This is a genomic window from Plebeiibacterium sediminum, assembly GCF_026013605.1.
GTDB classification, from domain to species: domain Bacteria; phylum Bacteroidota; class Bacteroidia; order Bacteroidales; family Marinilabiliaceae; genus Saccharicrinis; species Saccharicrinis sediminus.
This window is the reverse complement of sequence record NZ_JAPDPJ010000009.1, coordinates 45910-70351: the sequence shown is the minus strand read 5'-3', so window position 1 is coordinate 70351 and position 24442 is coordinate 45910. Positions and strand designations below refer to the sequence as shown.

21 protein-coding genes are annotated in these 24442 nt (G+C 32.9%); 5 read left to right on the top strand and 16 right to left on the bottom strand.

Annotation, left to right across the window (positions count from 1 at the left end; all coding sequences use genetic code 11):
* The first annotated feature begins 54 nt into the window (after positions 1–54).
* From OM075_RS06125 to OM075_RS06115, 3 genes are all read left to right on the top strand, one after another.
* A complete protein-coding gene (locus tag OM075_RS06125) occupies positions 55–768 on the top strand; it encodes an ABC transporter ATP-binding protein (RefSeq protein ID WP_301189605.1) in 714 nt (237 codons plus the stop codon).
* 68 nt (positions 769–836) lie between these two features.
* Complete coding sequence (locus OM075_RS06120; protein WP_301189604.1) at positions 837–1397, top strand: cob(I)yrinic acid a,c-diamide adenosyltransferase; 561 nt, start codon at positions 837–839, stop codon at positions 1395–1397.
* 77 nt (positions 1398–1474) lie between these two features.
* Positions 1475–1696 carry a DUF2795 domain-containing protein gene (locus OM075_RS06115; protein WP_027472068.1) on the top strand — a complete coding sequence of 74 codons (222 nt, stop codon included), beginning with the start codon at positions 1475–1477 and terminating at the stop codon, positions 1694–1696.
* A 71-nt stretch (positions 1697–1767) separates the two neighbouring features.
* Here OM075_RS06115 and OM075_RS06110 read toward each other — a convergent pair whose 3' ends face one another.
* From OM075_RS06110 to guaB, 6 genes are all read right to left on the bottom strand, one after another.
* Complete coding sequence (locus OM075_RS06110; RefSeq protein ID WP_301189603.1) at positions 1768–3351, bottom strand: OstA-like protein; 1584 nt, start codon at positions 3349–3351, stop codon at positions 1768–1770.
* A 77-nt stretch (positions 3352–3428) separates the two neighbouring features.
* Positions 3429–3848, bottom strand: a complete 420-nt coding sequence (locus OM075_RS06105) for a hypothetical protein (RefSeq protein ID WP_301189602.1) — start codon at positions 3846–3848, stop codon at positions 3429–3431.
* A gap of 43 nt (positions 3849–3891) precedes the next feature.
* Entirely contained in the window at positions 3892–5259 is a 1368-nt protein-coding gene (locus OM075_RS06100) for a peptidylprolyl isomerase (protein WP_301189601.1), read from the bottom strand.
* A gap of 21 nt (positions 5260–5280) precedes the next feature.
* Positions 5281–6129, bottom strand: a complete 849-nt coding sequence (locus OM075_RS06095) for a hypothetical protein (RefSeq protein WP_301189600.1) — start codon at positions 6127–6129, stop codon at positions 5281–5283.
* A 3-nt stretch (positions 6130–6132) separates the two neighbouring features.
* Entirely contained in the window at positions 6133–8073 is a 1941-nt protein-coding gene (locus OM075_RS06090) for a peptidylprolyl isomerase (RefSeq protein WP_301189599.1), read from the bottom strand.
* Between the two features lie 157 nt (positions 8074–8230).
* A complete protein-coding gene (gene guaB / locus OM075_RS06085; RefSeq protein WP_301189598.1) occupies positions 8231–9700 on the bottom strand; it encodes an IMP dehydrogenase in 1470 nt (489 codons plus the stop codon).
* Positions 9701–10059: 359 nt separating this feature from the next.
* Between guaB and OM075_RS06080 the strand changes: the two genes are divergently transcribed.
* Together OM075_RS06080 and dinB are read left to right on the top strand one after the other, a co-directional pair.
* Positions 10060–10983: a DUF6268 family outer membrane beta-barrel protein gene (locus tag OM075_RS06080; protein WP_301189597.1), complete on the top strand. Its 924-nt coding sequence runs from the start codon at positions 10060–10062 to the stop codon at positions 10981–10983.
* A 62-nt stretch (positions 10984–11045) separates the two neighbouring features.
* Positions 11046–12137 (top strand): DNA polymerase IV, encoded by a 1092-nt coding sequence (gene dinB / locus OM075_RS06075; protein WP_301189596.1) that lies wholly within the window; start codon positions 11046–11048, stop codon positions 12135–12137.
* On the opposite strand, the gene OM075_RS06070 is transcribed toward dinB, so the two are convergent.
* The 10 genes from OM075_RS06070 to OM075_RS06025 all read right to left on the bottom strand — a co-directional run bounded on the left by OM075_RS06070 (position 12134) and on the right by OM075_RS06025 (position 24367).
* Positions 12134–12415: a hypothetical protein gene (locus tag OM075_RS06070; RefSeq protein WP_301189595.1), complete on the bottom strand. Its 282-nt coding sequence runs from the start codon at positions 12413–12415 to the stop codon at positions 12134–12136. The two genes, dinB and OM075_RS06070, sit on opposite strands and share 4 nt — an antisense overlap.
* Positions 12416–12463: 48 nt before the next feature.
* A complete protein-coding gene (locus tag OM075_RS06065; protein ID WP_301189594.1) occupies positions 12464–13240 on the bottom strand; it encodes a LytR/AlgR family response regulator transcription factor in 777 nt (258 codons plus the stop codon).
* 16 nt (positions 13241–13256) lie between these two features.
* Complete coding sequence (locus tag OM075_RS06060; RefSeq protein WP_301189593.1) at positions 13257–14333, bottom strand: sensor histidine kinase; 1077 nt, start codon at positions 14331–14333, stop codon at positions 13257–13259.
* Positions 14334–14511: 178 nt separating this feature from the next.
* Positions 14512–15852: a TolC family protein gene (locus OM075_RS06055; protein WP_301189592.1), complete on the bottom strand. Its 1341-nt coding sequence runs from the start codon at positions 15850–15852 to the stop codon at positions 14512–14514.
* 7 nt (positions 15853–15859) lie between these two features.
* Positions 15860–18922 carry an efflux RND transporter permease subunit gene (locus OM075_RS06050; RefSeq protein ID WP_301189591.1) on the bottom strand — a complete coding sequence of 1021 codons (3063 nt, stop codon included), beginning with the start codon at positions 18920–18922 and terminating at the stop codon, positions 15860–15862.
* Entirely contained in the window at positions 18919–19995 is a 1077-nt protein-coding gene (locus OM075_RS06045) for an efflux RND transporter periplasmic adaptor subunit (RefSeq protein ID WP_301189590.1), read from the bottom strand. Before OM075_RS06045 ends, OM075_RS06050 begins: the two co-directional genes overlap by 4 nt.
* 407 nt (positions 19996–20402) lie before the next feature.
* Positions 20403–21509, bottom strand: coding sequence for a methyl-accepting chemotaxis protein (locus OM075_RS06040; protein WP_301189589.1), 1107 nt, complete (start codon positions 21507–21509; stop codon positions 20403–20405).
* 10 nt (positions 21510–21519) lie between these two features.
* A complete protein-coding gene (locus tag OM075_RS06035; RefSeq protein ID WP_301189588.1) occupies positions 21520–21930 on the bottom strand; it encodes a response regulator in 411 nt (136 codons plus the stop codon).
* 198 nt (positions 21931–22128) lie between these two features.
* Positions 22129–22782, bottom strand: a complete 654-nt coding sequence (locus tag OM075_RS06030) for a response regulator (protein WP_301189587.1) — start codon at positions 22780–22782, stop codon at positions 22129–22131.
* On the bottom strand, positions 22757–24367 hold the full coding sequence (locus OM075_RS06025; protein WP_301189586.1) for a sensor histidine kinase: 1611 nt from the start codon (positions 24365–24367) through the stop codon (positions 22757–22759). The genes OM075_RS06030 and OM075_RS06025 overlap by 26 nt, the downstream gene beginning before the upstream one ends.
* Positions 24368–24442: the final 75 nt, after the last annotated feature.

The following is a 24442-nucleotide window of genomic DNA, read 5'->3' as shown; positions in this document are numbered from 1 at the left end:
ATGGATGAAAACATCCTAAAAAAATTATCTTTGTTTAAATCAAATTTGTAAACTATGTCTGAAAATGTAATTGAAATAAAGGGAATTACAAAGTTTTATCAGGTAGGAACTCAAGTGGTTAAAGCATTAAGAGGTGTTGATGTAGAAATTAAAAAGGGAGAGTATGTAGCCATAATGGGGCCTTCAGGTTCTGGTAAATCCACATTAATGAATGTGATAGGAGCTTTAGATTCACCAACCGGAGGAACTTATATTTTAAATGGTACCGATGTGAGTCACTTAACAGATGATCGTTTAGCTGAAATTAGAAATAAAGAAATTGGTTTTGTTTTTCAAACCTTTAACCTGTTACCCAGGTATTCAGCTATTGAAAATACTATGTTACCATTGATTTATGCCGGGGTATCAAAACAAGATCGATTGAAAAGGGGAGAAGAGGCCATTAGAAAAGTTGGTCTGGAAAACAGAGCCATGCACAAGCCCAATGAATTATCCGGAGGACAAAGACAGCGTGTAGCTGTAGCAAGAGCTCTAATCAATAATCCTTCAATTATTTTGGCAGATGAACCTACTGGTAACCTTGATTCAAAAACTTCAGTAGATATCATGAATTTATTTGAAAATATCCATGCAATGGGGAATACCATTATTTTGGTAACTCATGAAGAGGATATTGCACAACATGCACATCGTATTATTAGATTAAAAGATGGACAAATAGAGTCGGATATGGTAAATGAGGATGTTTTAACCACACAGACTGCATAAATAAATCCGAACTTTTTTGAATTAAAGATGTTTCTTGACCAATAAAGAAATATGAAAATATAGAGTAAATGGCGAAAAGCGTAGTATATACAAGAACAGGAGATAGAGGTAGAACAAGTTTAATAGGAGGTACCCGCGTACCTAAAAATGATGTTAGACTGGAAGCTTATGGTACCGTTGATGAGTTGAATAGTTTTATTGGGATGATTCGCTCTTATGATATTGATGAGCAAAGTAAAAATCAGTTAATTGAAATTCAAAACAGACTATTTGAGGTTGGTGCATATCTGGCAACAGATACAAATGTAGCTGATCTTAGAGATAAAATGCAATATGATGATTCGGTAATTGAAACCTTGGAAGAGGCGATGGATAAAATGGAAGAAGCTTTGCCTCCATTGAAATATTTCGTATTACCAGGAGGAGATCCATGTGTCAGTTATTGTCATATTTCAAGAACAATTTGCAGAAGGGCAGAGAGAAGAATTTTAGAAATGGGTGAAACAATGGATGTTAATACATGGGTTGTTCGATATATTAATCGTTTATCAGATTATTTATTCGTATTATCACGCCATTTGTCAAAACATTTTAATACAAATGAAATTCCTTGGGTTCCCGAGTTGTAAGTGTTTAGTTTTTTTTTATATTCGCAAAAAATAACAAACAAGTAATTAACAAATTATAACAGTTAAAATTTCAGGGTATGTATTGGACACTAGAATTAGCATCAAAATTAGAGGATGCTCCCTGGCCTGCTTCAAAGGATGAATTGATCGATTTTGCGATTCGTTCAGGAGCACCATTGGAAGTTATTGAAAATCTTCAGGAGATAGAGGATGAAGGAGATATTTACGAAAGTATTGAAGATATATGGCCTGATTATCCTAGTAAGGATGATTTTTTCTTTAACGAAGATGAATATTAGTACTAGCCAGGGCTAAGGAGAAAAAAGCTGTATTTTTCAATACAGCTTTTTTTATTTCTTAAAGTTAGAATTTATTGATTCTTATAATCTTCGTAAGTGTTATCTAAATTGTATTCAGATTTGTCCTCTCCACGGTCTATTTTAGGTAATTCCTTCCAATTAAAAATATCTTCTTTTTGTTTAGGTCTAAACATATCCAGCCAATAAAAACCAGCTAATCTGAGTTCTTCATCTGGTACAAGTAGAATAGGTGACATTTTTCCGGTAGGAGAAACCTGCATGTTAATTTTACTAACCATGCGTTGCTTTAAATAGATAATCATATTGCTACATTCTGCCTTGTTAACACCGATAGCATCCTTTTTATCCATTGGGTAGTAAATGGATTGAGCATTGCCATTTACATCAATTTTATATATTTCGTTATTCTTAATAAAACCAGTCATTGATGAACCTTTGATTTGGTTATAACGACCAGTGTCTTCCTCTGAAATAATAAATGCACGGTCAATTAAATCAACTTTATCCAGCACTTCATCTTTGGTGTACATTTTTATTTCATCAGATGTTAGTTGATTGCCTAATGACCACATAATAGGATCGTGATAAAATGTATTCGTTGTATCTCTTGAATCAAATACCATTGAATCGCATCTACCTTGTAAATCGCTTCTATAATATTGAACCTTTCTATAGGCTTTAATTAATTTTTCGTTTGGATTTTCTAATGGAACAGCAACCAATGTATCAGCATGTAGAAAAAGTGTGTCGGCATTATATATTTGCATCAATACCGCATTCTTTGTTGTTAATGCATCCTGAGATATTTCATTGTAAAAACCGTAGTCGCCGGTAATAATTACATTGTTGGTGGTATCGTGAAGTTCCATGCTGTTAAATACCTCCCCAATGCCTTTTTTACGGTCGTAATGGATTGAATCACCTTTTAAAAGTTGCTCTCCATCAACGTATGCATTATCTTTTAGTAAGGCAACGTCATTTTGAGTGTCGTAGAAGCCTGATTCGGCATAAATGGTATTTTTTTCACTAACAATAAAAGTAGGACCTTCAATAGTGGCCACTTTAGTTATAGTATGATACTTTAAAGTATCAGAAAACATGGTATACTTTGGGTTATTTACAACGACACTGTCTTTGTAAAATGCCATATCAGAATCCGGATAATAGTAACCGGATTTACTAGTTAAAGTATTGTCTTTGTTAACAATTTTACCATTGTTAAAGTAATAAGCAAAGTTGTTTTTTCTATCAAAATCCAGATAGTCAGTTGTTAAAACAATGTCCTTATTCACCAATTTAACATCTTCTCTGACTTCAGCTAATCCGGTATTGCCATCGTAGTTTAAGCGACGGCCGTATAAGTGCAGTGTATCGTTTTGAATGATGTGAATATTTCCTACAGCTTTAAGTTTGTTTTCTTTTTTGTTAAGAAATGCAGTGTCACAAAACATGGTAGCTGTTTCGTGAGTAAATTTTACATTACCAACCAAGACATTAATGTCTTCACCATAAACAACCTTATTTCCTTTTAGGAAATCAGCATGTTTAACATTGATCTTCTTTTGAGCAGTAATATAAAAGCTTCCAAAGAATAAGCATATGAATATTGTAAAAATGCTTTTGTAAGTTCGCATTATTGTATAAGTTGCTGTTAAGAAAATTTTACGAGATCAAAAATAGTTGTAAAAACTGAATTAATAAACCAGCGTGTTTACTTTAAGTTATTTTCCTGTAACTCTTCAGTTTTTAGATTTGCAGCAGACGTTTCAAAACGAATTTTCCTTTTTAAGTATATTGTATCCGGCATAGCTTCTTTTCTAGGGTTAAAAACAATTGTATTTTGCACATACTCCTCAGCATCAATAACCATGCTAACTTTGTACCCTTTAGAAAAATTTAATTCAAAAGTGCCTAAACTATCAGTTTTGCAATTTGAAAAATCGCTTGAACTTTCATCTATATTCAATTGGAAAAAGCATTCTGATTGAACAGAGGATTCTGATACAGGATTTAACGTTTCATTGTCAACAATGATGGCTTTGCCAGTAATATTGTAAGCCTCTCTAATACAAGAAAAGTTGATAAATAAAACGCAAATAATACAAGTGTATTTCATCCCTGTAGAAACCATCCTCCATTCTTCAAAAAACGCCTCTACAAAATAGTTAAAAAAACTACTTTATCCAATTTTTATACTCAAAATTACAACCTTCCCATTCTTCACGAATTGTGATGTAAGTATCAAGTTGTTTTTCCTTAATCCATTCATTAATGGCATCAGCTTTCTTTTTTTCAGTCATAATGTTTTGAATAAGCTGATAATCGTTACTCATATTAGCTTTGTGAGGAGCGATCTTTCTTTTTTGCTTAATAATCACATAAACATCATGTCCTTTTTCATCTTTGATGGCAAATGGTTTAGAAATTTCACCTTCTTCCAATTTTTGTAATTCTTTAGCTAAAAGAGGTAAACGCATTGATGAAAGCTCAGCAAGTTCAAATTGAGAAGACTGGGTTCTTTGGTTCACCATTAAACCACCGTTTGTTCTGGTGTCTTTATCCATAGACCAATGGAAAGCAGCTTCATCAAAAGAAATACTATCACTTTCAATTAAAGTCTTCATTGAATCTAATCTGCTTATTGCAGCTTTGTTTGCTTCGGCAGAAACTTTGGGTTTAATAAGGATATGACGAACATGAATTCTTTCGCCTTTTTTGTCAAGTAATTGAATAATATGATATCCAAATTCTGTTTGTACAATTTTAGAAACCTTATTTTTTTCCTGCATATTAAAAGCTACGTTGGCAAATTCAGGAACATAAGTGGAACGGGTTGCCCAACCCATATCACCGCCTCTACTTGCACTACCCGGGTCTTCAGAATATAAAACAGCTAAAGTCGCAAAGTCTCTGCCTTCTGCAACCTGACGTTGGAAATCACGAAGTTGAGATTTTACTCGATCAATTTCTTTTTGTTCAATTTTAGGATAAACAGCAATTTTCTGAATTTCGTACTGAACAGGAACCATTGGTAAGCTATCCTGATCTGTTTTTCTGTAATAGGCTCTTACCTGAGAAGGAGTAGGTTCAATTCCTTCAGTAATATTTTGTTGCATGGATTGTGTCATCATTTGATCACGAACAACCTGCATTTGTTCTTTTTTAATCTGTATAATTGATTTTTTAAACCACTCTTCAAGTTTATCTTTACCACCTGCGCGATCAATAAACATATTCATTTTACGGTCAACTTCATTGATTACCGAGTTTTCGTTAACCTCAACACTATCCAGAACAGCCTGGTTTAGCATTAATTTTTGAATAAGTTGTTGTTCAAAAAGTTGACATTTAAGATCACCTTTTGCCGACATACCTTGCATGATTGCTTGTTGGTACTGGTATTCAATGTCAGATTTAAGTATGGCATTATCACCAACAACGGCAATAACTTCATCAATTACATTTTTTTGAGCCAAAGATATATTGGTATAAAGAAATGTCGCAGTTAGCGTAATAATCAGAGTATAAATTGTTTTATGCATATATAATCGTTTTGCGCAAATTTAATAGAATTTTATAACTTTTTGCTTTAATCCTTCCTGGTATAATTCTTCTTCTAAGTTTTGAATGAATTCAATACGTTTTTTGTTTAATAAGATAGCTTTAATTTTATCTGTAACATATTGTAAAGGAGCAATTTCATCGATTTTGTGATAATCTCTGAATGAAACTAAATAATGTGACGTTGAATCTGTAACCTCGTAAAATTTATTGTATTTTAAAAAGTTAGGGGTGTTGGGAATGGGTTTAGGGAGTAATCCTGAAATAGCATCTACAGTAACCCACTTATCCAGAAATATATCAAAATTAGTTGCATTTTGATAGCAATACTCTTCCAAAGTCACCATATCTTCCGGATTATCTGACTTATACCATTGTTGTAATTGAGTTAAGTTAGGAGCATTAAGAGGTAGTTTAATAAAAATACCTTTAATGATATCTTCATTTAAAATGAAGTTCTCACTCATTTTATTGTAATAATCCTCAATTTCTTTATTGGTTATCAGAGGAGAATGTTTTTCTAATAATAACTTTTGTTGGTACTTATGGATTAATAGTGATGCTCTGTAGTCTTCCAGTATTTGTTTTACATCTTTTTCCTCCGGAGATAAATTTAGCTCTGCTTTTCGGAGTAATAATGAAGATTTTACCCATCTGGAAATATAGTTCTGTGTAAATGCAAGACTGTCATTCTTACTTACATTTTTAGGAATTGCCTTTTGTAACTCCGCAACGGTTAATACCTTGCCATCGACAGATGCAACTGCAGGAGATGATTCTGTAGATGGCATATTGGAACAAGAGTTAAATACAAGACTTGCTAAAATTCCAATAGAATATAAGGTTCTCATTCTTTATTTATTGTTTTTTGAGAATTTAAGCGCTTTAATATTAATGATTGGATTGTATTTTTCTTTTAATCTGGCAATCCATTGTTTTTCAATTTCGTTTTGGTAATCACTAATAACCTGCCCTTTTGTTTCTTCTAGTTGTTTATATTTTTTAGGTACTGTTTCGCCACTTGCAAATACATATGGGAAGTCAGTATCAATTTTTCCTTCTGATTTTTTTATGTTCCAGATATTTTTGTCAATCGCAGCATATTCTCCTTTGCTAAATGTTCCGTTTATGCATTTAAAGTTTGTCGCAGGAATAATCTGCTTTAATGAATCTGTTGTAATATTTGGAGTTACCTGTAATTGAGCCTGGATTGATTTTAAAGTAGATTTATCTTTAGTGAAATAGGCTTTACCAACTAATTTTTCTGGCTCAAAGTAATCTTCTTTGTGACTGTTGTAATAATTTTTGATTCCGGTGGTGTCAGCACTCGCTTTGTTCCAGATTTCTTTTTGTGAGATTTCAAAAATCAATAAACCATCATGATATTCATTCAAAAGAAATCTATACTCTGGGTATTTATTTTCAAGCTGAGATTTTTCAAAATCCAGAATTTGCTCTTCTAAATAGGTATCTAACAATTGATCAATTATAGCTGCCTTTCTGTTTTTTGTAAATTGTCTGTTAGATTGTAAATATTCAGTCAGATCTTTAATCGAGATATCTTTTGAGTCAAACGATACTATCGTTAGTTGAGGATCTTTTAAGCTGGCAAAGAAATCTGCATCAGAAATGTTTGGTAATTTTGCGTTTTCTTTAATAGCGTTTATAATAGAATCATTTTGAGTGTAGTTATATTCCTTCTTTAATCGGTTAATTACACTTTGTTTGCCTTTAAAAGCTCGTTCATCTCTTGAAATCTTTTGAGTGATTTCTTCTTCCATTTCATCGTAGCTTTTAGTACCTCTTTTTTCCAATAGTTTAATAATATGAAATCCATAAGGAGTTCGAATAACTTCAGAAATTGCGCCAACAGTATCTAATTTAAATGCAGGCTCACTAAATTCAGGAATCATTCTTCCGCTGCCGAACCATGGTAATTCTCCGTTATTTGTGGCACTTTTTCGATCTTCTGAAAAGTTTTGAGCTAGTGATCCAAAATCTTCTCCTTTTAATACCAATTGATAAATAGAATCAATTTTTGCCTTTTTTTCTTCTATTACATCAGCTGATGCATTGGGAGGAAACATCAACATGATGTGAGCAGTTCTTAGTTCACCTCTTGCTTTTCTTTTATCATGAACTTTAATCAGGTGATATCCAAAAGATGTTTTAACAATATCTGATACTTGATTTACGGGAGTGTTGTACGCTGCATTTTCAAATGGGTAAACCATCATAAAGCCACTAAAGAAACCAAGTTTCCCCATGTTCTTTTTTGCCGAAGGATCTTCTGATAATTCCTGAGCCAGCTTATTAAAATCTTCGCCGTTTTTAATTCTTTCCTGAATGCTTTTAATTTTATTATATGCTTTTAGGGTATCCTCAGGTGTGGCCGATTTGGGTAATCTGATTAAAATATGACTTGCATTTACTTCCTGATTAAGCCTTTCGTAAGCTTCTTTTTTAAGATTTTCGGTAATGGATTTATCCGATAAATAAGGTTTGGCTAATTCATCTTTATAATAATTATATTCCGTTTTAAAAGATGGCATTGTGTCCAAACCCTGAGCAATTGCTTCGTGAACTTTAAGTTTGTAGTTTACGAACAAATCCACGTATTCTTTTTTTGATTTGGGATCTTCAGTATAGCTATTGTTTTTGTTGTAGATAAAATCAAACTCTTCGATACTGTAGTTTTGATCTCCAATAGTTACTAATGTATGTGTGTTTTGCGAAAAAGTAATGCTTGTAATTATTAGTGCAATAAATGAAAATAGAAATTTAATTCGTGTCATTTTTTTATTAATTATAAAACTATTAATTCCAGTGTCACTAATCTAACACGCAAAAGAATTTATTATTGTGTTTGGATATGTTTTAAGGTGGCTAAATAAAATAAAAAAGCCCGAAAAACAAAAGTTTACGGGCTTTATAAATATGTAATTTTAATAATTATCTGGTGTAGTTAGGAGCTTCCCTTGTAATTGTAACATCATGAGGGTGATTTTCCTGAACTCCGGCATTTGTGATTCTGGTAAATTTAGCGCCATGTAATTTTTCAATAGTGTCAGCACCACAGTATCCCATACCAGCTCTTAATCCACCAATTAACTGATAGATTACTTCGTGAAGTGTTCCTTTATATGGAACTCGTGCAGAAATACCTTCTGGAACTAATTTGCTAACATCATCTTCAACATCCTGGAAGTAACGATCTTTTGAACCTTGTTGCATTGCTTCAACAGATCCCATACCACGATAAGTTTTGAATTTACGTCCGTTGTAAATTACAGTTTCACCTGGAGATTCATCAACTCCTGCAAATAGAGAACCAGCCATAATACAGCTACCTCCGGCAGCAATAGCTTTAACAATATCTCCTGAGTATCTGATACCACCATCAGCAATAACTGGAACACCATGTTTAGAAGCTTCTTGAGAAACTTCATAAATTGCTGAAAGTTGAGGCATACCAACACCTGCAATAATGCGAGTTGTACAGATAGAACCTGGTCCGATACCTACTTTTAATGCGTCAGCTCCAGCGTCAATTAAGTCTTTAGCAGCTTCAGCAGTAGCGATATTACCTACAACAACTTCTAAATTAGGATATTTCTTTTTTGTTTGCTTAAGTGTTTCAATAACACCGTGACTGTGACCGTGAGCAGTATCAATTACAATAGCATCAACACCTGCTTTAACCAAAGCTTCAATTCTTTCAAAAGTATTAAATGTTACTCCAACACCTGCAGCAACTCTTAATCTACCCATTTCATCTTTACATGCCAATGGTTTGTTTTTAGCTTTAGTAATATCTTTATATGTTAAAAGACCAACCAATTTATTGTCTTTATCAACAACTGGTAGTTTTTCAATTTTATGTTTTTGTAGAATTTCAGCAGCTAAAACTAAATCTGTTTTTTGATTAGTAGTAATCAGGTTTTCAGATGTCATTACCTCTTCAATGTGACGAGTTAAATCTGCCTGAAATCTTAAATCTCTGTTAGTAACAATACCAACTAAGTAACCATAATCATCTACAACAGGAATACCCCCAATTTTGTATTCCTTCATTATAGCTAATGCGTCACCAACATTTTTATCTTTTTTAATGGTGATAGGATCAAAAATCATCCCGTTTTCAGCACGCTTAACCACTTGAACTTTTTTAGCTTGTTCTTCAATGGTCATGTTTTTGTGTATTACTCCAATACCTCCTTCTCTGGCAATAGCAATTGCTAATCGTTCTTCTGTAACCGTATCCATGGCTGCTGAAACGATAGGTGTATTAATTGTAATATTTCTGGTAAATTTTGAAGCCAGATTTACCTCGCGTGGTAATACTTGGGAATACGCCGGTATTAATAATACATCGTCGAATGTTAAGCCGTCTGATACAATTCTATCTTCTAAAAATGACATATGTTGATGGTTTATTGAATTAGAAAATTTTGGCAAAATTACTAAATAAAATGATTTCTCAACTCTGTTTATGATTTTTTAATGATTAGTTTTTTTAATTTAAATATTTAGAATGATTTGAAAGTTTAATAGAATGAATGATAGATGTTTATATATTTTATGTTCAGGATGATTAAATTCAAAGTTTCGATCTTTATTGTAAAATCCTTTAATGCAAATTTAAATTATGGTGTTTTTTAATACCTGATATCATCTATTTTTAGATAAAAGTAAATTCTTTTGGATACATTTACATTATTGTATCATGAAAGGAATAAATCAAACTTAGTACTTTAACAGTTATTAATGCTATTGACCTAATGTTGAAATATAGATTTTCTCCTCCAATATTAATGTTGATTTCTTTTTTGTTGTTAAGTATCGATCAGTATGCTCAACAGCAAAATGATACAGTTTCATACGCGCGCTTATCAAAATTTACCATAGCCTCTCTTAATAAGTATTATTATTCAAATAGTGATTTAAAGAGTTCTTATTTAAATAGTGATGTTAAAATGGAAGCATTAAGAGCTTCGATACAAATTGCACTACCTCTAAAAAATGAAGGATCGTACTTTTATAGTGGACTGGATTATATTTATATTAACTCCATTACTAATAATAATATTCCCGAAAGCTATTATAATAATGTATATAAGTCCCTTACTTATAATTTGGGAGTAATTACTGGTTTAAAAAATCATTGGAGCTTGCTGGCAATAGTGTCTCCAGCGATAGCAAGTGATTTTAAAGAGCCAATTGGTAACGACGATTTAATGCTTGGCATATCAGCAATAGCAACAAAACGTTATAATGCCTATTTTGAATATGGAATTGGTTTTTCATTTAATACAAGATTTAAGTACGAAATGTATTTGCCTTTGTTGACCTTACAATTCAAAAAATATCATCACGAATTATCAGCATTACTTCCTTTACAACTTAGTGCTTATTATTGTTTTAAAAGATATAAGATTGGATTTGAAGGTCGCTTATTTGAGAATTATTACAATGCTGATGATAAATTAGCTGCAAATATTAATATGGATAAGTTTGGTTTTTCAAAGGTGAATTTTGGTCCAAGGATGCAAGTACAATTATTTCAAGCTTTATATTTTAATATGGCAGGAGGAATAACTGTATTTAATGAATTGACATCTTTAAATAAAAAGGGAAATAAAGAAGAAATTACAGCTACTCCCAATAAATTATTTTTTAATGTTGGATTGAGTTTGCAAAAATGATCATTCTGGATTTAAGTAATTACTTACTATTTTTGGGGTTTATTTTTGAAACATAAACAGTAATGGTTGGTGACGTAGATCCGGTTGTAAGGAAGATTATACATATTGATATGGATGCGTTTTTTGCATCTGTAGAACAGCGCGACTTTCCTGAATTAAAAGGAAAACCTGTTGTTGTAGGGTCTTCATCGCAGCGTGGAGTAATTGCTGCAGCCAGTTATGAAGCCCGAAAATATGGTGTTCGTTCTGCAATGTCATCCCAGTTAGCTTTAAAAAAATGCCCGCATCTTATTTTTCAAAATTCCAGATATGAAGTTTATAAGTCTGTTTCGTCGCAGATAATGAATATTTTATATGATTATAGCGATTTGATAGAGCCATTAAGTATTGATGAGGCATTTGTTGATGTTACCAGAAATAAAAAGAATCTGAATTCAGCCACTCTTATTGCACAGGATATTAAAAGGAGGATAAAGGAAGAAACCCAATTAACTGCATCTGCAGGAATCAGCATAAATAAATTTTTAGCCAAGATTGCATCTGATCAGGATAAACCAGATGGTATTTTCGTTATAAAACCAGATGATGTTTTGCCTTTTATAGAGCAGTTGCAGGTTAAAGATTTTTACGGAGTGGGGAAGAAGACGGCAGGAAGAATGAACCAGCTGGGTATTTATACAGGAAAAGAATTGCAGGCCTGGAGTTTGAATGGATTGGTTAAGAATTTTGGAAAGGCAGGGCAATTCTTTTATTCAATTTGCAGAGGTATTGATGAAAGGCCTGTTGTACCTAATCGTACCAGAAAATCTGTAGGAATTGAAAATACTTTTTCGCAGGATATTAAAACCAATGAAGAAAGGATTGTTGAACTGGAAAGGCTGGTTGAAGGTTTGTGGAAAAGAATGGTTAAAACCGATAAGTTTGGAAGAACCTTAACATTAAAAGTAAAGTCTAACGACTTTAAGCAACATACCTATAGTAAAACCTTACTTTATAATATCGATCAAAAAGAAATGCTTGCCTCATTGGCAAGCACTTTATTGCATAATGCAGTTGTTGAAAAACCATTACGGTTAATGGGATTATCAATTTCCAATCTTATTAATGAAGATGATGATCCAATTCCTTATCAATTAACCATTGATTTTGATTAACCTAAAGCCTGAATTCTGTCCAATAATTCAACGGTTTTAGCCATTAAATTTTTGCGAAGTGTTTGGTAGTAAGCTTTAACAATTTTTTTATTGTCTTTCCCATCCGGATGATTTGTTCTTGCAACAAACTCATTTCTCATTTCAATTGCTTCCACCATGATTGGCTGAATGTCATTTTCGCTTACATTTTCCATAAGCGCAAGCTTCATATATGCCTGATTAAGAATCTCTGCAGCCAGATAATTAATATCTTTCTTTAATTCTCTACGATTTGCCATAACTTTACATTGAGGTTATAAATATCAGGTGCAATATACGCTTATTTTTTAACTATCAAGCCAGTTTTTAAATATGGATGCTTTAGCTCTGCTCACCACAAATTTTTCATCAAATTGAGGAAGTAATTTTACGATTAGTTTACCTCCAAAATAGTTTTCCAATGAGTGAATTGCATTCATGTTAACAATGGCCTGTCTGTTTGCTCTTATAAACATTGATGGATCTAGCTCTTCTTCCAGTTTATCCAAAGTAAAGTTGATAATGTGCTCTTTATTGTCAAAAGTTACAGCATAAGTTAATTTGGATTCAAAATAAATGTAGGCAACTTCAGTTACCGGAATAGAGAAGAAGGCATCTCTTTTTGAAACCAGGAAACGCTTGCGAAAAGGATTGATTCCATTTTTTAAACCACTTAAAATATCTTTATAATCGGGTATTTCAGATGGATTTGGTTCAAACTTTTTAATGATGCTTTCCAGCTTTTCAATTGCAGTAAGGAGATGATCTTTTTTTATAGGTTTTAAGATGTAATCAACACTATTGAGTTTAAAGGCCTTAACTGCATATTCATCATAAGCAGTGGTAAAAATAACTCCACAATCTACTTCAACTTTATCAAAAATTGAAAAGCTTATACCATCAGAAAGTTGTATGTCTAAAAATATTAGGCTGGGTTGTTCGTTGTTTTTTAGCCAGTTAACAGTATCTTCAACACTGTCAAAAATGTCGATAACATTCCATTCGGGGCGTAGTTCATTTACCATGCTCTCAAGCATCTGAGCACTATGCATTTCATCTTCTACAATAATAACGTTAAAAGCCATAGTAAATATTTTATAGTTAATTGATCAGAGGAATTTCAACTCTGTAAATATCATCATCTTCAATAATCTTTAATTCCTCATCAGTTAATATCTTTAACCGTTTACTCAGATTTGAGAGTCCGGTTTTTGTTGAATAAGTGGATTCTTTAAGTTGTTTGTTGTTAACTACATAAAGTCTGTCTTCAATAATACCAATTCTGATAATCAAAGGTTTTGTTTTAGAAGTGATATTGTGTTTTATTGCATTTTCAACAAGTATTTGTAAACTCAAATGGGGAACCTTTTTATTTCTGTAATCCGAATCGACATCAATATCCACTTTTAAGCCACTTCCAATTCGTGCTAGGTGTAAAGTTGTATATGATTTTAAGAAATCTAATTCATCGTTAACAGTAACAGCAACTTGTCCTTCTTTTGTTAGCACATAGCGATAAACATCGGTAAAATTTTCAGCAAAATCAATGGCCTTGTTTTTATCGTTATGAATAATAGCTATTAATGTACTAAGGTTGTTAAATAAAAAATGAGGATTAAGCTGATCCTGCAGAGCTTTGTAATCACTGAGTATTTTATCTTGCTTTAATTTTTCATTTTCGTAAACAAAGAAATTAAGGCTTTCGTGAAAATTACGAGCAATGATTAAGATGACATAAATAATTAGATATAAGAATCCTACGAGTAGGATGAGTCTGTATTTTTCAGGGTCGTCAATAATGTTTTTTACAACACTTTTTTCAATTTGAGGAATATATATCTGTGCTATAAAGAAAAAGGCAACAGCAAATAAAAACAGTGAGATAATTCTTTTTTTAACGGAGGTATGCCAGGGGAATTTAATGGCAATTATTTTATCAAAAAGGAATATGGATTCTGAAAAAATAAAAAACACAGCCATTGAAAACAAAATACCGTCAATGCTGTATTCTGCACCGGAAAGGATAATTTTATAAATGGTATAATGAAAGGTAAAACCCAGCAATAAAGTAAAAAGAATTCTTTTCTTAAATTTTAAAGAATCCTCCTTATGAAGTTTGCGCCAGTGCTTACACTTTTCATCAAATTTATTCAAACGCTTCACCATAGAGTCTCTCATTGCATTGCTTTATAGGTATAGTTCAAAAATACAATTATACCTGTAAAACAAAAATCTTAAATCATAACAACAGTATCTTAAGTTTATTGTTGATTTTAAAGAAAATCTCGTCCCTAAACAAGAATCATAATTGTTGAAGAAATTAAAAATTAGGAACGAGATTTTAGCATTCTATATCTTATAATAAACCTATCACTTTTTTATATTTTGTTTTTAATACCTCAAATTGAGTTAAGGCTTCGATTTCCTGAGCCACAGCATCCTGCCAGGCTGCTTGTGCATTCAATAAATCAGTAGTTGTGTTTAATCCAACTTCAAAACTAGCCGAAGTTTCTTCCAGACTTTCTTTTGCTTCGAGTTTGTTTTTTTGTGATAACAAAATATACTGATAACCTTCTTGCAATTGAATCTGTACTTGTTGCACTTCAAGTTGTATTAAATCTTGAGTATTACTCAATTCTAACATGGCCTGGTTTAAATTAGCTTTTGCTTCTGCAGACTTGTGTTTTCTTTCGTTCCAATGAAAAATAGGAACAATTAGCGAAGCAGCTACAGTAAAGTCTCCTTCATCCAGTAAGTCACCGATTTTGTAGTGTTGGTATCCAACCTGAGCTCCAAGTTCAGGCATGAAATCAGCATTCGTCATTTTTTTCTGGTATTCAGAAATACGTTTTTGACCATCTAAAATTTGCAGTTCTTGTCTGTTAGCTATAGCCTGACTGGTTCCGTCCATAAAATCCGGAAGTTGAAGCGAGTCGTTTAATTGCTCTGTTATCTCAATTTCAGTATTTAATGGAAGACCAATAATTCTGCAAAGGTTCATTTGCATGATGCGATAGGCATTACGGGCTCTTAGTAAATTTAATTCTGCATCATTTTTATTTACCGTAACTCTTAGTTTTTCACTTTTAGGAACTAAGCCTAATTCATAAGAATCATTTAAAGTGCCTTCAAGACTATCGAGCATAAGAACATATTTCTGAGCTAATTTTACTTTCTCATTCATTGCAGATAGGTTCCAGTACGCTTCGTCGGTTTGAAGAATAACTTCAGCTTCTTTTAACTGATATGCTTGTTCGGCTATTTCAACCCCAGTACTTGTCATTTTGTTTGCCAACCTGATTTTACCTCCGGCATAAATGGGTTGAACAAGGTTTACTCCAGCAGAAATAACTGCAAGATTTTCTGTTTCCAGGTTTAAACCAGGAAACCAGGCATCACTTGCCGCAGTATGATCAGAGGCTGAAGGTAAAGTCATTGCGGGAACTTCCATATTTTCCATGGTAGGAAAGTACATGGCAGTTCCGTTAGCTTCAATCTTGGGCATATAGTTTGTGAAAGCCGCTTTTTTTTGCGATTCAGCAGCAATTTTTTGTTGTGAGGATATTTTTAGTATCTTATTGAACTCCAATGCAATATCCCTGGTTTCTTGCAGACTAAGTGCTTTTTGAGAAAATGATGAACTGCAAAAAGCAGTCACCATTAATAATATGATTATGGGTTTTATATTATTGATCATTACTTTACTATTTATCATGTAAAATTTTAGTATCTACCTTGTATAAAATAGCGTACATAACAGGTACTACAACAAGGGTAACAATTGATCCTACAAGTAATCCAAACATAACAGCGATAGCCATTCCTTTAAACATAATATCCGTAAGGAGTGGAACCATACCTAAAATTGTTGTGAGTGAGGCCATCATTACCGGGCGCATTCTTGAGGTAGCAGAATTAATAATTGCATTAACCTGATCGATACCCCTGGAAATTTCATCATTGATCTCATCCAACAGAACAATAGCATTTTTAATCATCATACCAATTAGTCCCAGTGTACCAATAATACCAACAAAACCAAATTTAGCCTGCATCACATGGTAACCAACAGCAACTCCCATTATGGCCATTGGCACAACACTCATAATAATTATAGGTTGTTTTAAGTTGTTGAATAATAAAATGATGATTAATACCATTAAACCCAGTGCCAGTGGTAAAAGAGAAAACAATCTTCTGTTTGCATCTTCGCTATGCTTATGATCACCCAACCATTCTAATTCATAACCATATGGTAGATCTATAGCTTCAATTTGCTCATGAATCTGACTCCATAATTCAGGAGCAGTATGTCCGGGTTTTGGATCACATTGAGCTTTAATGGCTCTTAATCCATCATATCGTCTGATGGTTTGATCTTCCCAGCTAACTCTGACAGAGTCGATCACCTGACCCAATGGAACACTTGTCATGCTGCGAGAACTCCACACTGGAACAGATTCAATATTTTCTACATGATTACCTACCGGCTCTTCCATCTTTAAAATAACCGGAAGCATATCAGATCCTTCATAAATGGCACCTACAGGCATACCATTTGAAGCTACAGCCAAAGAATTTGCCACATCACTTCTGGAAATTCCTTGCAAACGAGCCTGTTCAACTGAATACTCAGGGCGAATTACTTTTTCCTGGTTTTTCCAGTTATCTGTAGTTACAGCTGTTATCGGATTGGCACGCATAATTTCCTTAGCTTTTTCTGCCAACTCTCTTAATACAGCAGGATCCGGTCCGGTAAACTTAGCTTCGATCAGGTAGTCTCCGAAAATTGGACTATATGTTCTGGCTCTGGCAAAGGCCTGAGGGAAATTTTTATTTAAGTAATCAATAATTTCGATGGCTGATTTTTGCGCCGCATCAAAATCTACTGCATCAATGATCAATTCACCGTAATTACTATTTAAAGTAGTCATTGGACGTAACAAGGTGTAACGAGCAGGAGTTTGACCCAACGAAGTCACCACTTTTTTTACATCATCCCAGGTGCTCAGTTCTTTCTGAACTTCATCCAAATCTTTTTCAACCTGGTATATATCACTACCTTGAGGCAACCAATATTCAATAATGTACTGATTGTAATCAAGGGCAGGGAAGAACTCTTGTTTTATAAATTTAAAAGACCAGATAGATAATACTAAAACAAATACTGTTGCAATAGTAAACAATGTTTTGTGCCACAGCATCATCTTTAAAATCTTGCGGAACCAACGATATAAGCCATTGTTAAAAAGTTCGGTATCTTCACCTTTGCTTTTCTTAACTTTTCCTCTGTAAAACCAATTGGCCATAAAAGGAGTTTGAATCATAGCAAAGATCCAACTCAAAAACAGCGAAATAGCCAATACGTAAAATAATGATTTTAGGAACTCACCAGCAGCACCAGGAGAAAAACCTAAAGGCATAAATGCAAGGATGGCAACAATTGTTGCTCCAAGTAAAGGCATGGCTGTTTTTTGTGCCGTATTAACAAATGCCTTTTTACGCTCCACTCCTTTTTTCAGGTCGATCAGAATACCATCTGCCACAACAATTGAGTTGTCAACCAACATACCCATAGCAACGATAATTGCTCCTAATGATATTCGTTGAAGTTCAATACCTGTAGCTTTCATTACGATGAATGTGGCTAAAATGGTAAATACCAATCCGCTGGATATTAATAAACCAGATCTTAATCCCATTGCAAAAAGTAATACAATGATTACAATGACAACAGATTCAATCAGGTTAATCATAAAACCTCTGATGGATTCACTCACTCTGTCCGGTTGAAAAAATACTTTGTTTATTTCAATTCCAACAGGTAAGTTTTCTTTAAGTTGAGCAATTCGTTCTTCAAATACCTCACCAACTTTAATAACATTCACTTTGCTTTCCATCGAGATAGCAAGAGCCATTGCATTTTGTCCGTTGTATTTAAAATCATTTCGTTTGGGTGTGTAGAACGAACGTTCTACCGATGCTATTTCACCCAATAAAAAAGATCCCCCATTAGGAACCTTTACCAATAAGTTTTTTATGTCATCAATGCTTTTAAACTTGGCGCCCAAATCCATTCGGATTCTTTCAGTTCCAACTACAACATTTCCCGGGTTAACAGTTGAAACCTGGTCGTTTAAAGCTTGCACAATAAGCATTGGGTTTAGTCCAAGCTGAGCGAATTTTTCAGTAGAGAATTTAATATCAATGGTTTCTGTTTGTTTGCCATAAACTTCAACTCGTCTGATATTATCAACAAGTAATAATTCTCTTTTGATATATTCTACATAGTTATTTAATTCTTCGTATGAATAACCATCTGCACTTACAGAAACAAATATTCCGTATACATCTCCAAAATCATCAAGAATTATAGGGTCAGATGCACTTTGTGGCAAATCGCCTTTTATATCATGAATTTTTCTTCTTAAATGATCATATAACTGAGGCATTTTAGCAGTATGAACATTCGGGTCAATATTTACTGTAATTTCAGATAATCCCGCAATAGAACGCGATTCAATGAAATCAATATTGGCCAGTTTCTGAACTGCTTTTTCTAAAACATCAGTAACTTCAAGTTCAACCTCACTGGCTGAAGCACCCGGGTATGGTGTCATAATTACTGCTGACTTAACCGGAATCTCAGGATCTTCTAATTTTCCTAATCCATCAAAGGCAAGTAACCCGCCAAGTATAACAGCAAAGAGTAGAGAAGTAATAAAGGCCTTTTGCCCAAGAACTTTTTCTAACATTCCTTTATTCATAGTAAACCTCCGATGTTTGTTTCTGATTTTTTAGGTAAAACTTTCACTTCCTGGTTTTCAACTAATGAATGTATTCCTGCTGTAACAACAATATCACCAATGTTTATAGCTGCTGAGATTTCAACCAATCCATTTCCTTGAATTTCTGAAACATTTACTTCCTGCTTTTTTACTTTGTGACTATTGTTGTCAATCAACCATACGTACTTTTTCTGTCCACTAGAAAATACAGACTCTATTGGAACTAATAAATTTTTATTGTCAGAATTGCTTTTTTGAACTTTTACTTTGGCAACCATTCCAGGCTTGATTTCATGATTAGCATCGCTATCTTCAAGAAGAATTTTTGCTTCAAACATTCTGTCACTTCCTGATTTTTTGCTAATTGATTTTACAGTAGCTGGAATGCTTGTTTTGTTAGCGTTTCTGATATCACAAGTGATTTTATACACTTCACTCATTTCATTGATGTTATTTTCTGGAATGCTAACTACAACTTCAAGATCTGAGAAATCCAGTAATTGGATAATTGGCACACCTGGCCCAACAGTTTCAAAGTTTTCAATGAATTTTTTATTTACATATCCTGAGAAAGGTGCTTTTAATTCAGTATCTTCTAGTGCATTAACGGCGGCTTCATACTGACTTTTGGCCATTAAATATCCAGCTTTTAATTTGTCCAGAGTATTCTCAGGTAATTTTTTTCTTTTATACAGTTCCTGATAGCGTTCATATTCCCCTTTAGCTTGAGTATATTGAGCTTCTCTTGCCTGAAGTTGTATGTTATAATCACGCTTATCAATTTTTGCAATAGCTTGTCCCTTGGTTACATAATCACCAACATCGACTAATAATTCGTTAACCGGACCGCCCACTTTAAAGGAGAGCGTAACATCTCTGCGTTCTTTAACAACACCATTGTATATTAAAACATCATTACCTTGAGATGGTAATACTTCTGTTGCTTTAACATATCTGATACTTTCTGTGTGTTCAGTCGTATTATCACCACAAGATGATAGTAGACCAATAGCTAAAACCATTGCTGGAATATAAAAGCTAATCTTTTTCATTGTAAATTCTGATTATAAATTCTTCAACTATATTCTTCTTCAAATACAAAATTAGATGAGTATTAGGCAATTATTATTAAGAAGAAACTGAAGTGGAAAAATGTAAGATTGAAGTACACAATTTGCTGAATAGAGAAAGTGACTATTTGAAGGAAAAGTTTAAAAAGTAGTATTGTTATGATTAGTTGGCTGATTTTGTTAGGTTTAAACAAAAAGAGGATGCCGAATTTCGGCATCCTCAACAAGGTATGAAATAAGTTATTATAAAAATAGTGATAGGAATTTTTATAATATTTAGATTGTCACTGCATGATATAGGATGGGTAAACGACAATCCTTCTAATGATTAAGAATGGGAATACTTATTTCATACACATTGTACTTAACTAATCTAAAACAAATCGCACTTATAGTTTAAAAAAGGTAATTAATTTCTTAAGTCCCTCGGCCTGGTTTGTTAGCTCTTCTGAACTGGAAGCCATTTCTTCGGCTGCAGCAGCATTTTGTTGTGTTAACGAATTTAGTTGTTGTATTGCGTTGTTTACTTGATTGACACCGTTGTGTTGTTCCATGCTGGCAGCTGTTATTTCATTGACCAGGTCAGAGGTTCTTGTGATCTCAGGACTAATTTCATTTAATAAACTATTAGCCATTTCTGTTTGTGTTCTACTATGATCCGCTTTTAGTACAATATCATCTGCCGCTTTTTTACTGTTTTCAGCCAGCTTTCTTACTTCGGCAGCTACTACAGCAAAGCCTTTTCCTGACTCACCGGCTCTGGCGGCTTCAACAGCGGCATTAAGTGCTAGTATGTTGGTTTGCATGGCAATGTCATTGATAACGTTGATTTTTTCAGCGATATTATAAACTGAAGTTGAGCTTTCATCAGAAACTCTTGATACTTCTTTTATGCCCATTGATGATTTGTTAGCAATTGTGGCAGTTTGTTGAGCATTTTCAGTGTTGTTGGCTACGTTTCCTGATATTTCTTCCATTGTTGAAGAAATTTCTTCGAGTGATGAGGCTTGTTCTGTTGATCCTTGTGATAGATCCTCAGCTGTTCCACTTAACTGAAGGCTGGCACTTAATACATTTTCGGCACTGGTTTCTATTTCAGAAATAATATTTTTAAGTTTAGTAGATAAGTTAATAACAGAATTAACTAATACACCTAACTCATTTTTAGAATCTGAATGCTGTAACTCAATATTTAAATTTCCTTTCGATAATTCCTCAAGTTTATTTATAGCATTAGATAAAGGTTTTCGCAATAATTTATTGATATAGATAAAAAGTAAAGTACCAATACCTACGTTTATTGGAGTGATGATAAAATCAAAGATCATCCCATAATAAAACTCAAGAGACTTTAAAATAGTTACAAGGAGGGTAAACGATACAGTTAGCATACTTACCTGGAACATTACTGATTTTTTAAAAATCAGTTTTAAAATTACGTATGCCACAGGAAAGGTAGCTAGGGTTTTTAAAATCTCAATACTTAAATCGCTCATAATTATTATTTTAAATATTTAAGTCTTTGGGGTAATGTCTTTTGTTTGAGTTTACTTTATTTATTGTATCATTTAGATCTTCCGCCATTCTCCCTTTGTTAACAAAACCATGAAAACCTGCACTCAAAATATCTCTCAGATATAGTCGGTGTTGATACATTGTTATAGCAATCATTTTGGTGTCAGGATATAGAAAACTTATTCTTTTTGCTGCTTCAATTCCTCCCATGACAGGCATTTCTATGTCCATTAAAATGATATTGCAGATATGGATATTATTGTAATTCAATAACTCTTCACCATTGTTAAAAGTGGCGATTACTTTAAACTTGTTATAAGTACTTAGCAGTAATTTCACACCTTCAATGGCAGAGGGATTATCATCAACAATAATGACCGATATTTTTTCTGTATCATTCATTTACCAATAATTAATTGCTCACAATGAGATCAAAAACTATGTAGCAAATATATAAGCTAGATTTATGCGCATGTGGATGTAATCACCCAATTTAGCGTGGGGATAACTTTGTTTTTTTAATAGGGAAAACCCTATATGAATAGAAGAAGTGGGGGGGTATAGAAAAATGGAGGTTTGGTATTTTTATAGAATTACGTTTTAAATATCAACAACCCTATTTTTTATTGCCCAGATAATGAGTGCTGCATTATTTTTGGCACCAGTTTTACGCATTAGTTTGGCTTTATTGCTTTCTATTGTTTTTACACTTAAGAATAGTTGTTCTGCCAATTCTTTATTTGATAATCCTTTGCATATCAATTGTAACAATTCAATTTCCTTTTCTGTTAGTTTAAGCAGTTCTGTTTTTTCTTTTACAAGTGTCTGTTCTATATTTTGCATGTTAACAATTACATTATAAAGTAATTGCTCCGAGAAAAAACTTTTTCCTTCATTAACCAACCGGATTGCTTTTTCAAGTTCTTCAACACTGGATTGTTTTAAAACAAAACCTTTAGCCCCTGCAGTAATTAACTCGTAATAATATTTTGTGTCGTTATACATTGACAAGGCAATAATCTTCATTTCGGGTCTGCGGGCAGTAGCAATTTTTGTTGCCGAAATACCATCCAAAACGGGCATGTCAATATCTGTAATAACAATATCACAGTCCAGTTCATCCAGATGATCAACAAATTCCTGCCCATTTTTAAAGATGTTTACAATTTCAAAATCTTTAATTTGACTAATTAAAACAGTAATTCCTTCTCTGATTAAATCTAAATCTTCAACTAATACAATTTTTAGCGTCATTACATGGTATATTAATTGTCACGTTAACACCTTCACCTGGAGCAGTGTGAAAATTGTATTCAGCTCCAAGAGTCAGCATTCTCGATTCCATATTTAAAAGTCCAAATCCTTTACCTTTTGCCTCGCTTAAATTAAAGCCAACACCATCATCTTTGTAGATGAATTCAATAGAGGATTCAAAATTTTTAAAAATAATATAAATGTTTTTTGCATTAGCATGTTTGAGTGAGTTATTCACCATTTCAACTATTGTTCGGTAAATGGTATATTCAAATGTGTTTGAAAATTTGATCTTTTCATTAATATCAACATGAAATAGGATGGAAGTAACTGGCTGAATTTTATCAATAAATGATTGTATAGCATCCTTTAAACCGTAATTTCTTAAAATATGTGGGCTAATATTATTTGAAATACTTCGAACCTCGTGTAATGTTTCATCCAGTAATTCAATTAAACGCTTAGCGTGTTCCTGTTGCTTATCTTTATCATCAATTCCTTTTATACTGTGTGCGTATATTTTAGCTGTAGAAATCAAAGGACCAATACCATCATGTAATTCTTTAGCCATTCTGCTTTTTTCATTTTCCTCGGCATTAACCATTGCTTCAATGACTTCCCTTTGTTTTAATTTTTTGTCTGTAATATCCACAAACATAACAATTAGCATATTAGGAGTTGTTAAATTGTAATGTATTTCCGACCAGCGAGGATTACCTTTTTTATCGAAATATTTAAATTCTGTCATAGGAGGATGTTCTCCTGATTGAAATACTTCTTCTACCTTTTTAACGAATTTGTATACGTTTGCATCTATATCTTTGGGGTCATCATATATTTGCTCTATTATCTTTGAGATTTTCTGACCTACATAAGATTTTAAACCACTTCGTTCTGTAAATTGTGTATTACCATATAAAATTTGTTGTTTATCATTAATGATTAAAGCTGAAACAGGCATTTTTTCAATAGTTTGGAAAAGAATTTGTTCGCTGGTTCTTAGGTTGATGACTTCTTTTTTGTAGCCATTAAGTAAGATTTCAATGATGATCATACAGCATATCATAACAAACAAAAGAACGATTCCTTCGTTGACCCATGAAACCCATGAATTGGCAAAGCTTTCCTTACTTAATATATTTGTATGATATCCATTAATGTATAAATACGTAATGATGGCATATGATATTACTATTATAGATGTGTAAAATATGCTCCATTTGTTACTTAAGTATATGGCCGATAAAACACTTATTATTACAAATATGTATTTTCCTCCCGCATAAATTCCGGAAACATAAAAGCTGGATATGGAAATTAATAATGCAGATATTAAAAGGATATGGCTTTTGGTTGTGTAGGATATTTTCTTCGAAAAAAGGAGAAATAATATTACAAAGAATAAAACTATATCGCCTATTAATAAAATCAGGTTACCTATACCCAACGAAGATCTTAGATATGCTATTGAGGATATTGGAATGAGTCCGATTGCTGAAATAATAAAAAGAATGTTTAAGATCTTATTTTTAATTACTTCAGGTTTGTTATTTAAGATGTAAGGTTCTGAAAATATGTGTGTCATGTGATTGTGTTGTTGCTTATGTAACAATAATAGTAATAAAATATAAAACTAATTACCGTTGGAGTATTGAAATGA